This is a genomic window from Huaxiibacter chinensis, assembly GCF_022171985.1.
In the GTDB taxonomy this organism is placed as follows: domain Bacteria; phylum Pseudomonadota; class Gammaproteobacteria; order Enterobacterales; family Enterobacteriaceae; genus Enterobacter; species Enterobacter chinensis_A.
Genome location: NZ_JAJVHF010000020.1, coordinates 17,141 through 31,776 on the forward strand (window position 1 = coordinate 17,141; position 14,636 = coordinate 31,776).

A 14,636-nucleotide genomic window follows, 5' to 3' on the forward strand; every position below is an offset into this window, starting at 1 on the left:
AGCCTGTGTGAAGATACATCATGCAACGTCCAGATTAGGAGTTCACCATGACACCACTTATCGAGGGTTTTTACGATCCGGCTACCAGTACTGTCAGCTACGTGCTGGCCGATAGAACTGGGGGGATTGCGGCCATTATTGATCCGGTTCTGGACTATGATCCGAAATCCGGCCGGACTCAGACAACCTCCGCCGATCGGCTGATAGATTTCGTGAAAAAGCAGCAACTGACCGTCAATTGGTTACTGGAAACTCACGCCCATGCCGATCATCTTTCGGCAGCCCATTATTTGCGCGAGAGGGGCGGCGGCAACATCGCCATCAGCGAAAAAGTTGTCGAAGTTCAGCGGATATTCAAGCCCATTTTTAACCTTGAGCACACCTTTGCACTGGATGGATCACAGTTTGACCATCTGCTGACTGACGGTGAAACCTTTTAACTGGGGGGCTTGACAGTGCAGGCGTTGCAGGTTCCTGGCCATACGCCAGCAGATATGGCTTTCCAGATTGCTGATGCGATTTTCCTTGGCGATACCCTTTTTATGCCTGATGTGGGCACCGCGCGTTGTGATTTCCCGGGTGGGGATGCGCAGCAGCTTTATCATTCCATCCGTAAGATCCTCAGTTTTCCGGCACAGACCCGTTTATATGTGTGCCATGACTATCCCCTGCAGACAGGGAGCCCCAATGGCAGAGCAGCGTAGCCGAACAGCGGGCGACCAATATTCATTTCCATGATGGGAACGATCTGGCCGCCTTTGTGGCGCTTCGGCAGGCGCGGGATAAAACTCTGGCCACCCGGCACTTCTGTTACCGTCGATTCAGATCAATATCCGGGCCGGTGAATTCCCGTCAGCGGAAGATAATGGCGTCTGTTATTTAAAAATCTCTTTAAATCATCTGTAACCAAGCAGGGGTTATAGTTGGCTGAAATGGAATGGTGTTGATCATGAGTAAAATCATGTTAGTGATTGTCGGTGGTGTGGCTGGGGGAGCTTCGGCTACAGTGAGGGCCCGGCGTTTATCGGAAACGCTCGAGATTATTCTGTTAGAGCGTGGTGCCTATGTATCTTTGGCCATCTGTGGTCTGCCTTATCACATCGGAGGCGAGATCCCCGAACGCCAGCAATTGCTTTTGAAAGCACCGCAGGATTTTATTTAACGTTTCAACATTGATGTCCGTATTGAGCATCAGGTGTTGCAGATCGAGGCTAACAAGAAAGTGGTCCACATCAGGAATGAGCAGACGGGGGAGGTTTGCCACGAGAGCTATGAAAAACTCCTGCTCAGCGAAACGCAATTCGTCCTCCCCTGGAGGGCGTTGACTTCCCTGGTGTCTTTACTCTGCGTATGCTGCCGGATATGAATAACATTCTGGCGCATATCCACTAACATCGGCTAACACATGCCACGGTCGTCTGGGGGTATCGGGTTGAAAATGGTGGAGGCACTGGTCAATCTGGGGCTCAGGGTGACATTGTTGGTGTTGGGTGCCAAAGTGATGACCCCACTTGATGCCGAGATGATTGCCGTATTACACCAGGAGCTCCGGCAGAAGGGCGTCAATTTGCGTTTGCAATCGGGTATGGGAGCGATTACGCAGGTGGGTGATACCCAGCTTTTACAGCTCAGTTTGAATACGGGCGAGGTGTTGGCGACGGGGATGGTGTTGCTGGCTATTGGTGTAAAACCAGATACGCAATTAGCCAGAAGTGCCTGGTTGGTGCCCGGTACGACAAGGCAGAGGTCCATCTCAATGAGCAATCACAGCAGGACTTACAGAATCTCGAAAAAATTATCTTCGGAGACAGTTAGCACTCGGTCCGGTCGGTCTTTGATCGGGCCACTGCAATATAAAAAACCGCCTTACGTACAATATTTTCACTTTCCCAAACGGAGCCCATGATTAACAGTTAGTTCAGAGCCTAGGGTTACCTGAGTCAAGGGCTTCACAGTGCATAAAATCATTTTAATGCCTTACATTTTACGTTTCATTAGCGGCTCGCTGTAAGGAAAAAAGCTGGCTGACAGGTTCTTTTTTCTGACTTATACTATTGTCAAGGTGATGGCGTTCCACCTTTCCCAACCGCCCCGTCCGGGGCTGATGACGCCTGATATGACTCTTGAATTTCAGGAGGTATGTCAGGCCGTTCATAAATCCTTCTGGCCTGTATACTTCCCTTAACGGGGATACATCTTTGATTAATGTTTTTGGTCATCTCAATCCTGACAGTGATGCCATCTGTACCGCCGCTGTCACAGCTGACTGGCTTTCCCGACAGGGCCGTCCTTCCCGTGCGTGGAGGAACGGTGAAGCGAACCCGGAAACCCGCTATATTTTTGAAACAGCCGGTATCCCCCTGCCCCCCCTTCTCGATTTCCCCCTGAAAAGGGAACGGGTATGGCTGGTCGATTTTACCGAACCGGCGCAGGGGCCTGCTGACCTTCCTGAGAGTAATATCATCGGAATTATCGATCATCACCGGCTGGGAGGTCTGGCCACCTTACTGCCGCTGGAGGTCTGGATAAAACCGGCAGGTAGCAGCGCAACAGTACTCTGGTTGCTGATGGATGCAGAAATGCGCCGCACCATGCCCCCGACTCTCGGCATCCTGCTTCTTGGTGCGCTGCTCAGCGACACGGTAAACCTGCATTCACCCACCACGACGGAAGACGATATCCGGACAGCCGCTGAGCTTTTCGTGCTGTCGGGAATAAAACACAAAGCTTTTGTTCACGGCCTTATGGCCGCTAAAACCGATATCACCGGACAGACGGCCGGTCAGATTCTGAATAAAGATCTTAAGACTTTTTCGCTCGCAGGCACAGATGTGCGTATTGCCCAACTGGAGGTGAGCTCACCTGATCAGGTCGCTCCTTTACTGGAGGAACTGCGGAATACGATGGCGCAGATGGTGGTAAATACGGGAGCCGGGCTGATCGTGCTGATGGTAACCGATATCAATAAGTGTTTTTCAACACTCTATTTCGCCGGACCGGAGAGCGGTAATGCCACATCATGCTCCTTACCGGGCATGGTCAGCCGCAAGAAACAACTTCTGCCCTGGCTCGAACATTTCCTCAGGCAAGGCCGGAGACAGCTATGAAAATCTATACTCACGCACTTGTTCTGGTTCAGGGGAAAGAGGATGGCGTTCCCCTTCTCGCACTGGCGGCGGCTCTGTCCCGTCTGCTTGAGATGAAAATCACGCTTGCCCATATCTGTAACGACTACCGGGAGATGAACTATGTCTCGGACAGCCTGATGGACGATGCCGTCTCCAGGGATGTTGTCCAGGCGAAGGCGCTGCTCAGTGAGCTGACATCCTCGGTGGATGAGCACGTTGACGCCCGTGAGCTGGTCACCATGCGGCGTTTCGAGGATATACAGAAATGCATCACCGATACCGGTGCGGATCTTGTGATTGCAGGTCACCGTAACCGGTTTATGGGCACGCTGACCTCACGTTCAGCTGAATACGTTAACCACCTGAACGTGGATGTTCTGATTAAACACATTTACGACTGAGTTACAGGAGATTGCCATGAATTTTATACTGGAAAAAGTCACCGCTCGCGAAATACTTGATTCCCGCGGTAACCCCACTGTAGAGGTGGATGCCTGGACTTCTGACGGGCTGATGGCTCGTGCATCAGTGCCCTCCGGGGCCAGTACCGGTTCGCGGGAGGCAACTGAGCGCCGCGATGGTGACCCGGGGCGTTTTGGTGGCAAAGGGGTGCTTGATGCTGTTAAGGCCGTCAATACTGAAATCTGTGATGCCATCAGGGGAGCCGATGTGCGGGAGCAGCGGCGGCTGGATAATATTATGCGGGAGCTTGACGGCACGGAGAACAAAAGCCGGCTCGGCGCCAATGCCATTCTGGGTGTATCGCTGGCAGTAGCGAGACTGGCTGCACAGGTCACCCGTCAGCCACTGTACCGCTATCTTGGGGGGCTTAATGCCGGTCTTCTGCCCGTTCCGTGCATGAATATTATTAATGGTGGCGTTCATGCCCGGGGTCAGGGCGCTGACTTTCAGGAGTTCATGATAGCACCGCACGGTGCATCAACGCTCACTGAGGCGGTTCGTCAGGGCAGTGAAGTCTATCAGGCCCTGCGTCAGATCCTTGTGTCAAGGGATCTCTCTGCTGCGGTGGGTGATGAAGGCGGATTTGCCCCTGCCGTCTCATCAAACAGAGAGCCTCTGGAATTCATCGTTCAGGCCATTGAAAAAGCCGGTTACCGTCCGGGGGAAGACATCAGTATCTGTATGGACCCGGCTTCCAGCGAATTTTATCGTGACGGGAAATATCATCTTCGCACCGAAAACAGCGCCCTGAGTGCTGAAGAGATGACGGATTATTACGGGGAACTGATGAACCAGTTCCCCGTAATTCTGCTTGAAGACGGACTCGCAGAGGATGACTGGACTGGCTGGAAATATCTGCACGACAAACTGGGCGGGCGTGCTGAACTGGTCGGTGATGACCTGTTCGTGACCAATGTGAAGTATATCCGCCGTGGCATTGAGGAAAACCTTGCCAGCGCAGCCCTCATTAAACTTAATCAGATAGGCACGCTCAGCGAGACATTTGACGCAGTTTCACTGTGTCATGAAAACGGATGGGGGGCTTTTATTTCGCACCGCAGCGGTGAAACCATGGACACGTTTATCGCCGATATGACGGTGGCGCTGCGTGCGGGACACCTTAAAACCGGCGCACCCTGCCGCGGAGAACGAATTGAAAAATACAATCAGCTTATGCGCATCGAGCAGGAGCTGGGCAACGAAGCCCGGTATGCAGGTATAAACGCCTTTGTTCGTCATCTCTGACGGGCATATCACGGACATCAGAGCAGCGTATACCGGATGAGTCCGGTATACGCCTTAATTCTTCTTAGGTGGGGAACGCAGCATTGAGTCAGCTGGCAGCAATTATGATTGGTGGGGCCGTGGGATGTATTATCCGCTGGTTTTTTGGGATGAAATTCAACAGTTTCTTCCCGTCTCTTCCACCCGGAACCCTGGTAGTGAATTTGCTGGGAGCATTTATCATTGGTGGCGCAATGGCATATTTCATTCGTCATCCTCACGTAGATCCGGCCTGGAAACTGCTGATCGTCACCGGTCTGTGTGGGGGGCTGACTACCTTTTCAACATTTTCTGTCGAGGTTTTCACCTTATTGCAGGCAGGAAATTACACGTGGGCTTTCACCTCCGTACTGGTGCACGTGATGGGATCGCTGCTGATGACCGCGGCGGGTTTTTATCTGATAGCGTGTCTTATATGATTCTCAGGTACCAGGCAAAACTAACCTCCAGGCATAATCAAGCACATAATTAATGGTGTACCCTGAGAACAACTGTGCCGGTGAAGGGCTTTGGAGGCAATGCCGGTAATCCGGCTAAAGACAATTACAGTCCGCGACATTTACCTGGGCAGACATTCAGCTACTCAAACAGAGGTGGGTTTACGGAACCCCTCCTCTGTGAGCCCCTAACGCTGACACCGCAGGTACCCTGACATACTATATACTGCGCTGATTAACTCTCGCAGAAAGTGCCTCTGCACTTTCCTTACGTTCACTGTAGCGGTCAACCAGGCAGGCCGTTCTTCCCCGGGTAAGCAACGTAAACTTCATCAGCTCTTCCATCACATCCACGATCCTGTCGTAATAGGCTGAGGGCTTCATCCTGCCTTCTTCATCAAATTCCTGCCAGGCTTTGGCGACTGATGACTGATTCGGGATGGTGATCATTCGCATCCAGCGGCCAAGAATACGCATCTGGTTTACCGCATTAAAAGACTGGGAGCCACCGCTGACCTGCATCACCGCCAGCGTTTTCCCCTGGGAAGGGCGTACAGCTCCTTCGCTCAGTGGGATCCAGTCTATCTGTGCTTTCATAATCCCGGTCATTGCCCCATGACGTTCAGGGGAACACCACACCATCCCTTCCGACCATCGCACCAGTTCACGGAGCTCGGCAACTTTCGGGTGGGTATCCGGAGCATCATCTGGCAGGGGAAGCCCTGACGGATTAAAAATACGGACTTCAGCCCCCATGGCGGTGAGCAGGCGTGCGCCTTCCTCCGTCGCCAGGCGGCTGTAAGAACGTTCACGTACAGATCCATACAGCATCAAAATACGCGGTGCATGCACTGGGGTTTCAGATACAGGGTTATCAGTGAAATCCGGCACGCTGAAAATGTGAGGGATGATATTTGGCAGGCTGTCATTCAATTTGTTCATTGCAGACTTTACTCACGGGTTGATGTAACTGTTGAAACACTGGCTGCGCTGCCCATGCAACACTCATCCAGCAAAAATCCGACAATCTGGCTCAGTTGTTCATACTGTGGCTGGCAGTACAGAGTGCGCCCCTGCCTTTCCTGGCGTATAAGCCCCACAGACAACAGGGCAGACAGGTGATGGCTTAGCGTCGACGCCGGGATATCGAGACGCTTTTGTAACTCCCCGACAGGCAAGCCTGTATATCCAAATTTAACCAGTTCCTTGAAGATGCCGAGCCGGGTCGGATGACCCAGCTCCTTCAGTGCATCTGCCGCCTTAACAATATCCATAACACCTCCTTAAATCTGTATTTCCAGAATAATGGAATTTTAAAATATAGCAATCCTGTAAATCTGACAGCAGTAATGTCCAGGGGCGCATTTACGGGCTGTTCAGAAAAAGAGATAAGCTGTGTAGCCAGCCATTATCGCCATCGAAATAATGACCAGCACGAATGCTGCCAGCAGCCTGAACCTGAAAAGGGCGCGCAACAGGATCAGTTCCGTCAGGCTGGCACCTGCACTGCCGATGATAAGGGCCAGAACCGTTCCGGCCCCCACCCCTTTGGCCAGTAATGCAGCCGCCAGAGGAATAACCGCTTCAGCCCGGATATAAAGGGGCACACCAATAATCGCCGCAGCAGGAATGGCAAAAGGATTTGCCGGTCCGGCATACTGTTCAAGTAACGTCGTGGGCAGGTAACCATAAATTATACTTCCGATAGCTATCCCGGCGATCAGGTAGGGGAAAACACCTCTGAAGTCAGCCCAGGTATCACGCCATAAGCCTCTGTAACGGCGGGGTAAGGCATTAACGTCAGATTGCGGTTTACAACAATTTTCCGGTACAGCTCTCGTCATGTCAGCCTGACGGGAGTGGTTTCCGGACAGGTGTTCGCCACAGCAGGGACTTTTACTGCTCACAGTACTGCCGCGTTTAATTGTCTGGCTGGAAGCCCTCCCCTCATGTACCCCGCTGCGTATGTATTTATCAAAACCCAGAATCTGCAGTAACCATCCCGCAATTAGTGATACCAGAAGCGCGGCGCCGGCATAAATCAGCGTCAGGCTTAACCCAAATGTCGCGGCCATCAGGGCAATAATGACCGGGTTCAGTAGAGGAGATGCAAAGAGAAAGACCATCATAGGGCCAAATCCGGCGCGCGCGCGGATGAGTCCCTTCAGCACAGGAATGGTTGAGCAACTGCAAAACGGCGTGATAGCCCCCAGGCCCGCCGCCAGAAAATAGCTTCTGAAGCGGCCAGCACTGAGTAATGCCTCGATACGTGCCGGCGGAACATGCCTTTGCAGTACACCAACGAGTAAACTGATGAGTAAAAATAAAGCCGACAGTTCGACGGCGAGTAAGGCAAACATGCCGGCGACATCCTGCAGTTCTGCGGACATATAACCCTCCTGTATTTCCGGATGTATCGAATATTAAGCAAGGGTAATACAAACAACCATTACTGTAAATCATATTTCTGGAAACATAGAAATGTAAAGCAGGAAAAGAGAGGGGTCACTGGTATATCGCCTGTGATCTTGACGCCGGAACAAAGTGCAGTGTCCGGCTTGCCGGGCATTTGAAAGACACATATCACGCCCCCGGACCATCAGGGGACAGGTTTGCCCCTGATGGATACGTTTCGACTGGCAGGGCAGTCTGACCATTATGCCGTTGTTACTGGTAGCCGTATCGCCTGTTAAGATAACTGACCTGCACCGGAGAAGTCAGTGATTTTGGCCTGATTAGCTGGACCTGTTTTTTCACCTGAGCAGGCAGATACCCTGACTCGAGCATCAGGATAGCGGCCATCATCCCTGTCCGGCCAGAACCTCCATGACAATGGATAACCATCGTTCCGCCAGACCTGACGATCGCCAGCAGATTCGTTTTTTCCCGGGCAAATGCCTGTTCAAATGGGGCTTCAGGTGCACAGCTGTCTTCTACGGGGAGGTGAAACCAGTCCATATAAAAGTCAGCGCACAGTGACGGGAGGGCATCAGCCTCATTTTCACTGAGTTCAGCCAGCGTCATCATGGTGATAACAGCCTGTGCCCCGGCTTCTTTTAATGATTTCAATGAATTAGCAAGTGGCACCCCTCTGGTTCCCGGACAGGGGGTAAATATCAGCCTGGCGCCATTGTCCAGGGTGAGAATATCAAACGGGTGAAACATCAATAAAGGCTCCATGCTAATGGTTTATTAATCTTCGACGTTATGCCGTTACCTTATCCGTGCTGTTTGTATCAGCCGGGATAACGTTTTCAGGGCGCAGTCAGGGTTTGTAAGGAAGGGAGACCGATCGGTTACGGTTTATTGTTCGTCAGATCAGGTATGTCCCATTGCCTGCAGCTGATGCTGTAATGAAATCCGGTCGATTTTATCCAGGGGAAGGCTCAGAAACAGCCGGATGCGCGTGGCTATCTGTTTTTCAACCTCCACAAAGGCGTGGTACTTCTCCTTATCGGTACCCTCTGCTGAAGCTGGATCCCGGAACCCCCAGTGAGCTGTTATGGGGCCGCCCGGGAACACCGGACATCCTTCTCCCGCCATCTTGTCACACAGCGTAAAAATGAAATCCATTTGCGGAGCATCCGGATGCTGAAAGTTTTGCAGATGTTTGCTTTTCAGGAATTCAGTACTGAATCCCTGATCGTTAAGCACCCTGAGCGTCAGCGGGTGAGGTGAACTTGCCGGTTGAGTACCGGCGCTGAATGCCCGGAATTTTCCCCCGCCGAGCTGGTTCATCAGCACTTCAGCAAACAGGCTTCGTGCCGAATTCCCGGAACACAGGAACAGGACATTGTATGTTTTACTCATCATCGCGGCTTACCTTATGTCAGGCCGGAAAGGTATGATCGGGCCGCTCAGGTGCTGACAGCCCGACCGCTGGGATTACTTCGCGACACGCTGCCCCTGGGCATCAATCACCTGTTCGCCGTCCTCTTTGCTGAACGCTCCCTTTTGTGCATCCGGCAGAATATCCAGCACCACTTCAGACGGACGGCACAGCCGGGTACCCACAGGTGTGACCACAACAGGACGATTGATCAGGATGGGATGCTGCAGCATAAAATCAATCAGCTCATCGTCACTCCATTTATCCTCTGCCAGGCCCAGTTGCTCATAAGGCTCCACATTTTTTCGCAGCAGGGCACGCACGCTGATCCCCATATCAGCGATGAGCCTGACCAGCTCAGCACGCGCTGGCGGTGTCTCAAGGTATAAAATGACCGTGGGTTCCACACCACTGTTGCGGATCAGCTCGAGGGTATTACGGGACGTACCGCAGGCCGGGTTATGATAAATCGTAATTGCGCTCATAAATCACTCTCTTCAGGTTTGACGGGCACAGGTCCGTGACGACCGGAGCCAGGTTAATCACAACGAAACGGATAAACGTAATACCAGGGCAACAAGCGTCACAAACAGCACGGGCAGGGTCATTACAATGCCGACCCGGAAGTAATATCCCCAGGAGATCCGGATATCTTTCTGCGCCAGTACATGTAGCCACAGCAGGGTGGCCAGACTGCCGATAGGGGTGATTTTGGGTCCCAGATCGCTGCCAATAACATTGGCGTAAATCATGGCCTCTTTAATCACCCCGGTCGCCGTGCTGCCATCAATAGACAGTGCTCCCACCAGGACGGTTGGCATGTTATTCATGATCGAGGAGAGGAAGGCGGTCAGGAAGCCCGTGCCCAGCGTGGCCATCCACAGCCCCTGGCTGGCAAACTGATTAAGTACGGCTGACAGGTAGTCAGTCAGTCCGGCATTACGCAGCCCGTAGACCACCAGGTACATACCCAGGGAGAAAATCACAATCTGCCAGGGGGCTCCGCGAAGCACCTTTCCGGTATTAATCGCATGTCCTTTTTTGGCGACAAGAAACAGAATAAGTGCCCCGGCAGCAGCAACTGCGCTGACGGGGATCCCCAGAGGTTCAAGACCAAAGAACCCGATCAGCAATAGAGCCAGTACGCCCCAGCCTGTCCGGAAGGTGTTCAGATCGCGGATAGCTTCTTCAGGTGCTTTCAGACGGGAGATTTCATAGGTTGCAGGAATATCCTTGCGGAAATACAGATGCAGCATCACCAGTGTGGCAATGATGGCAGCGATATCAACCGGCACCATAACTGACGCGTATTCATTGAACCCGAGTTTAAAGAAATCTGCCGAGACGATGTTTACCAGGTTCGAAACGATGAGCGGCAGGCTGGCTGAGTCCGCGATAAACCCTGCTGCCATGACGAACGCCAGCGTTGTGCCTTTACTGAATCCCAGAGCGAGTAGCATGGCAATTACGATAGGTGTCAGGATCAGCGCCGCTCCGTCGTTGGCAAACAGGGCCGCTACCGCAGCACCCAGTAAAATAATCCAGGTAAACAACCAGCGTCCGCGCCCGTTTCCCCAGCGTGCGACGTGCAGAGCAGCCCATTCAAAGAAACCCGATTCGTCGAGTAACAGACTGATGATAATGACCGCAATGAATGTTGCCGTCGCATTCCAGACGATATGCCAGACGGTCGGAATATCACCGACGTGAACCACGCCTGAAATCAGTGCAAGTGCGGCGCCGAGCATCGCACTCCAGCCAATTCCCAGTCCGCGGGGTTGCCAGATGACCAGTACAATGGTCAGAATAAAAATAGCTGCAGCCAGCCACATAAAACCTCCTGTCGGGCAGAACGATACCCGCCCTTCTTTATTATTTTTCCGCCTGACGGATCAGACGTTGCAGTTGCTCAATACCCGTCGGCGCTTCCTGTTGCAGAGGGATCAGCGCCATACGAGAGGCCAGCTCGGTCCTGACCTTATTGATTTGAGTAGCTTCGTGTGCGGCCCTCGTCAATAACAGCGGTGAAGTTGTCTCTGTTGCGACCAGACTGTTATTGATGAGCCATGCCCAGGGTTCAATCCCGGCCCGGCGCAAATCCTCCTGTAAACCGGCAGCTTCCAGAACTGGGGTAGTTTCAGGCAGGGTAACGAGCATAATTTTGGTCCGCTCAGGATCCTGCAACTGCATCATTGGTGTCAGATAATGTCCCTTATCTCCCATCCGTTTGGCCACTTCACGATGGTAGGCACCCGTCGCATCAAGCAGCAACAGGGTATGGCCCGTCGGGGCTGTATCCATGACCACAAAACGCTTCCCGGCTTCCCTGATCACACGGGAAAACGCCTGGAACACGGCAATTTCTTCCGTACAGGGAGAGCGTAAATCTTCTTCCAGTAACGCGCGTCCCTGTGTGTCCAGAGCATTTCCTTTCGTGGCAAGAACATGTTCCCGGTAGCGCTCTGTCTCCGTATGCGGATCGATACGACTGACCTGGAGATTATGGCATTGTCCGTTCAGGGTGTTTTCAAGGTGAGCTGCGGGATCGGAGGTGGTCAGGTGAACATCAAACCCTTTGTCTGCAAGCGCCACGGCGACAGCAGCGGCCAGAGTGGTCTTTCCCACGCCCCCTTTGCCCATCAACATCACCAGACCATGTCCGTCCCTGGCAATATCATCAACCAGCGTTTCAAGGGACGGTGCAGAGATGACCTCAGAGCGTGATATCGCATCAGCTGATACACATGGGATGTTATCTTTGTCCAGCAGACGCCGAAGTGCCTTCACTCCAACCAGATTTTCCTGCTGCAGGCTTAACCTGTCAGTCGGTAGTGCGGTAAGTACCGGCGGCATTCCGGAAAGAATACGTTGTTCTCGCTGGTACAACGCACTGGCAAGATTGTCCTGTGAGGCTTCTCCGGCCGGCATCATCCCGTTTATCACCAGGTACTGGTGCTTAAGACCGACATGCAGCAGTTCATCATGCGTGCGGGCGACTTCAGCCAGCGTTGACTGCTGAGCGCGGGCGACCAGAATTATCCGTGTCTTTTCCCCGTCTGCCAGTACCGATAAGGCGTGCGAGTAGCGTTCTCGTTGTTTTTCCAGTCCGGCCAGCGGACCAAGGCAGGACGCACCGTCAGGATTTGTCTCGATAAAACTGCTCCAGGCTCCCGGCAGCTGGAGCAGGCGAATGGTGTGTCCTGTAGGGGCGGTATCAAAAATCACATGGTCAAAATCATTCAGTAACGCGTCATCGGTCAGCAGGCCGGTGAACTCATCAAAGGCAGCAATTTCTGTTGTGCAGGCACCGGATAACTGTTCTTCAATGCTGCGCACCACCTCTTCGGGAAGAACGCCTCTAACCGGATCAACGATGCGGGAACGATATTGTTGTGCAGCCGCCTGCGGATCGATCTCAAGCGCTGTGATTCCAGGGACGGCAGAGATGACCGTCAGGGTATTACCGATCTGCTGCCCGAAAACCTGCCCCACATTTGACGCCGGATCGGTACTGACCAGCAGGATACGTTTTCCCTCATCAGCAAGACGAATAGCCGTTGCGCAGGAAAGCGAGGTTTTTCCGACCCCGCCTTTCCCGGTAAAAAAGAGAAACTTCGGAATACTGTTCAGATAGTTCACGATGGGCTCCTGTCCGGCTGAGTTCAGCAACATGAAGTGTTGCCGCCGCAGCAGCTTTTTACCGGAGCTCTACCAGCTTTCTCCTCAACAATCCCAAACCAGCGAACCAGGTCCTGGCGCGTCGGATAGCGCCCGGACAGGACGAACTCGCCATCCAGCAGAATCAATGGCAGGCTTTCAGCGCCGGAGCGTTCAAGAAAGGCTTTAACTGTCGGATTCTCAGCAAACGCCATCGGTTGCTGTGACAGATTAAAGCGTTCCACCGAAACACCCTGCTGTTTCAGCCATGTCACGTCTGCGGAAAATGACACTAAAGTCTGATCAACTTCCGTACCGCACACACCAGAACTGCAGCAAAGTGCCGGGTCATATACTGACAGTGTTTTCATTATCTCTATTCCTTCAGGTTTAAGTTAAAAAATGGTCTCACCGATCCGGTTCAGTTCAGCCTGAAGACGCTCTTCAGGGCCGGAAATGACTGATGACGGAAGCGACAGAAAAGCTTCAATCCGGTGATGAAGAATTTGCCAGGCCTTTTCGAAAGCAGCGTCGATTTCCTGATCACTCCCGGTAGCCTTATCAGGATCCTCCACTCCCCAGTGTGCCCTGACTGCCGGAGCAAGATACGCAGGACAGGTTTCACCAGCCGCATTACCGCACACCGTGATCACCACATCAGGTGTCACCGGGAGGTTGTCCCACGATTTACTGTAGTACCCATCCGTGGGTATCTCTTTGATTCTGAGAAGAGCCAGGGAACGGGGATGGACTTCACCTTTTGGCTGGCTGCCGGCGCTGAATGCATGATGCTCTTTCGGTGAAAGCGCATTAAATGTTGCTTCGGCCAGGATGGAGCGGCAGGAATTACCGGTACACAAAAATAGTATATTCATAATGCCACCCTATAAATTCGTTAAATCATATATGTACTAATGGATTTTTATATCTGTTAAAGACACACCGCTCTGCCACCGGTTGTGGAACTGTTACGGGCAACCCGTCTGACCAGAAGCGCAATTTCCTCTTCCTGGCTCAAATAAGCCTGCTCAATGACTGCCGCCGCCCAGGCGGGCATGTGCGCTGAAAGCCGATAGTGGATCCATTTACCCTCACGGCGGTCAATAAGCAGCCCACTTTCCCGTAGCATGGAAAGGTGGCGGGATATCTTGGGCTGAGATTCCTCCAGCGTTCCGCAAAGCTCGCAAACACAGAGTTCTCCTGACGCTCTCAGCAACAGCACGATTTTCAGGCGAGTTTCATCCGAGAGATTTTTGAAAAGCTGAAGCGCGGTGATTGGGGACATAAATACTCCATGGTTTCGTTCGGCTTCATCTTAGTCCTCTCTGAATTCATGTCAACAACACATTCGAAAAATCGAATATTACAATCTATAATTATGATGCTGAGTAAAGGGGGTTAACATGCGTATCGAAAAAGTCATTAGCTGGCTTATCAGGCAGATTCCGGACCGCTTTTTTGACGTTTTATCCGGAACCGAATGCGCGGAAATTGATGGTATTGCGCATGACGGTTTACTGCATGATACTGAACACAAGACAGCATACCCTGTTGCAGGAAGAGGTTTCCGAAAGGTGGATAACTGATCGGATGCTATCAGTCCATCACATCATCATGGCACCGACAGTTCCCGGACCCCATCCCCGACAGCATCAGAACCGGCACTGTTGCAAAGTTAGCGATGAGGCAGCCTTTTGTCTTATTCAAAGGCCTTACATTTCAAAAACTCTGCTTACCAGGCGCATTTCGCCCAGGGGATCACCATAATAAAATGCTGAGGCCTGGCCTTTGCGTAGTGCACGCATCACCTCAATACCTTTGATGGTGGCGTAAGCCGTC

General features: G+C 52.4%; 20 protein-coding genes, 1 pseudogene and 1 riboswitch. Of the genes and pseudogenes, 9 read left to right on the top strand and 12 right to left on the bottom strand.

What is annotated here, in order from left to right; all coding sequences use genetic code 11:
• The first annotated feature begins 47 nt into the window (after window positions 1–47).
• The 8 genes from LZP96_RS22615 to crcB all read left to right on the top strand — a co-directional run bounded on the left by LZP96_RS22615 (window position 48) and on the right by crcB (window position 5,293).
• Window positions 48–440 (top strand): MBL fold metallo-hydrolase, encoded by a 393-nt coding sequence (locus tag LZP96_RS22615; protein WP_223226816.1) that lies wholly within the window; start codon window positions 48–50, stop codon window positions 438–440.
• A 15-nt stretch (window positions 441–455) separates the two neighbouring features.
• Window positions 456–704, top strand: coding sequence for a hypothetical protein (locus LZP96_RS22620; protein WP_230320615.1), 249 nt, complete (start codon window positions 456–458; stop codon window positions 702–704).
• 245 nt (window positions 705–949) lie between these two features.
• On the top strand, window positions 950–1,162 hold the full coding sequence (locus LZP96_RS22625; protein WP_223195099.1) for a hypothetical protein: 213 nt from the start codon (window positions 950–952) through the stop codon (window positions 1,160–1,162).
• Between the two features lie 243 nt (window positions 1,163–1,405).
• Window positions 1,406–1,906 (top strand): NAD(P)/FAD-dependent oxidoreductase, encoded by a 501-nt coding sequence (locus tag LZP96_RS22630; protein ID WP_052544833.1) that lies wholly within the window; start codon window positions 1,406–1,408, stop codon window positions 1,904–1,906.
• 146 nt (window positions 1,907–2,052) lie between these two features.
• Window positions 2,053–2,121, top strand: a riboswitch (Fluoride riboswitch).
• 77 nt (window positions 2,122–2,198) lie between these two features.
• Window positions 2,199–3,107, top strand: a complete 909-nt coding sequence (locus LZP96_RS22635; protein ID WP_032951275.1) for a DHHA2 domain-containing protein — start codon at window positions 2,199–2,201, stop codon at window positions 3,105–3,107.
• On the top strand, window positions 3,104–3,529 hold the full coding sequence (locus tag LZP96_RS22640) for a universal stress protein (protein WP_009652877.1): 426 nt from the start codon (window positions 3,104–3,106) through the stop codon (window positions 3,527–3,529). The genes LZP96_RS22635 and LZP96_RS22640 overlap by 4 nt, the downstream gene beginning before the upstream one ends.
• 16 nt (window positions 3,530–3,545) lie before the next feature.
• A complete protein-coding gene (gene eno, locus LZP96_RS22645; RefSeq protein ID WP_032951272.1) occupies window positions 3,546–4,835 on the top strand; it encodes a phosphopyruvate hydratase in 1,290 nt (429 codons plus the stop codon).
• Window positions 4,836–4,918: 83 nt separating this feature from the next.
• The gene (crcB, locus tag LZP96_RS22650; RefSeq protein WP_071698676.1) at window positions 4,919–5,293 is read left to right on the top strand and encodes a fluoride efflux transporter CrcB; all 375 of its coding nucleotides are present in this window, start codon (window positions 4,919–4,921) and stop codon (window positions 5,291–5,293) included.
• A gap of 237 nt (window positions 5,294–5,530) precedes the next feature.
• Here the strand turns inward: crcB and arsH are convergent, their stop codons facing one another.
• The 11 genes from arsH to LZP96_RS22705 form a co-directional block, all read right to left on the bottom strand.
• On the bottom strand, window positions 5,531–6,253 hold the full coding sequence (arsH, locus tag LZP96_RS22655) for an arsenical resistance protein ArsH (RefSeq protein WP_032951268.1): 723 nt from the start codon (window positions 6,251–6,253) through the stop codon (window positions 5,531–5,533).
• Between the two features lie 8 nt (window positions 6,254–6,261).
• The gene (locus LZP96_RS22660) at window positions 6,262–6,585 is read right to left on the bottom strand and encodes an ArsR/SmtB family transcription factor (protein ID WP_032951265.1); all 324 of its coding nucleotides are present in this window, start codon (window positions 6,583–6,585) and stop codon (window positions 6,262–6,264) included.
• A gap of 102 nt (window positions 6,586–6,687) precedes the next feature.
• Window positions 6,688–7,701 (bottom strand): permease, encoded by a 1,014-nt coding sequence (locus LZP96_RS22665; protein ID WP_032951263.1) that lies wholly within the window; start codon window positions 7,699–7,701, stop codon window positions 6,688–6,690.
• A 277-nt stretch (window positions 7,702–7,978) separates the two neighbouring features.
• Entirely contained in the window at window positions 7,979–8,491 is a 513-nt protein-coding gene (locus LZP96_RS22670) for a phosphatase domain-containing protein (protein WP_101677559.1), read from the bottom strand.
• 138 nt (window positions 8,492–8,629) lie between these two features.
• Window positions 8,630–9,124 carry an arsenate reductase ArsC gene (locus LZP96_RS22675; protein WP_032951261.1) on the bottom strand — a complete coding sequence of 165 codons (495 nt, stop codon included), beginning with the start codon at window positions 9,122–9,124 and terminating at the stop codon, window positions 8,630–8,632.
• A 72-nt stretch (window positions 9,125–9,196) separates the two neighbouring features.
• Window positions 9,197–9,625 carry a glutaredoxin-dependent arsenate reductase gene (arsC, locus tag LZP96_RS22680; protein WP_025714558.1) on the bottom strand — a complete coding sequence of 143 codons (429 nt, stop codon included), beginning with the start codon at window positions 9,623–9,625 and terminating at the stop codon, window positions 9,197–9,199.
• Window positions 9,626–9,682: 57 nt separating this feature from the next.
• Window positions 9,683–10,972, bottom strand: coding sequence for an arsenic transporter (locus LZP96_RS22685; protein WP_032951259.1), 1,290 nt, complete (start codon window positions 10,970–10,972; stop codon window positions 9,683–9,685).
• A gap of 40 nt (window positions 10,973–11,012) precedes the next feature.
• Window positions 11,013–12,779, bottom strand: a complete 1,767-nt coding sequence (gene arsA, locus LZP96_RS22690; RefSeq protein WP_032951359.1) for an arsenical pump-driving ATPase — start codon at window positions 12,777–12,779, stop codon at window positions 11,013–11,015.
• 23 nt (window positions 12,780–12,802) lie between these two features.
• The gene (gene arsD, locus LZP96_RS22695) at window positions 12,803–13,168 is read right to left on the bottom strand and encodes an arsenite efflux transporter metallochaperone ArsD (protein ID WP_032951256.1); all 366 of its coding nucleotides are present in this window, start codon (window positions 13,166–13,168) and stop codon (window positions 12,803–12,805) included.
• A 24-nt stretch (window positions 13,169–13,192) separates the two neighbouring features.
• Window positions 13,193–13,672, bottom strand: a complete 480-nt coding sequence (locus LZP96_RS22700) for an arsenate reductase ArsC (RefSeq protein WP_032951254.1) — start codon at window positions 13,670–13,672, stop codon at window positions 13,193–13,195.
• Window positions 13,673–13,728: 56 nt separating this feature from the next.
• The gene (locus tag LZP96_RS22705; RefSeq protein WP_025714553.1) at window positions 13,729–14,082 is read right to left on the bottom strand and encodes a metalloregulator ArsR/SmtB family transcription factor; all 354 of its coding nucleotides are present in this window, start codon (window positions 14,080–14,082) and stop codon (window positions 13,729–13,731) included.
• 118 nt (window positions 14,083–14,200) lie between these two features.
• On the opposite strand from LZP96_RS22705, the gene LZP96_RS22710 reads away from it, so the two are divergent.
• Window positions 14,201–14,383: a hypothetical protein gene (locus LZP96_RS22710; RefSeq protein WP_025714552.1), complete on the top strand. Its 183-nt coding sequence runs from the start codon at window positions 14,201–14,203 to the stop codon at window positions 14,381–14,383.
• A 126-nt stretch (window positions 14,384–14,509) separates the two neighbouring features.
• Here the strand turns inward: LZP96_RS22710 and LZP96_RS22715 are convergent.
• Window positions 14,510–14,636 (bottom strand): annotated as a pseudogene (locus LZP96_RS22715) (IS6 family transposase); the annotation flags it as partial.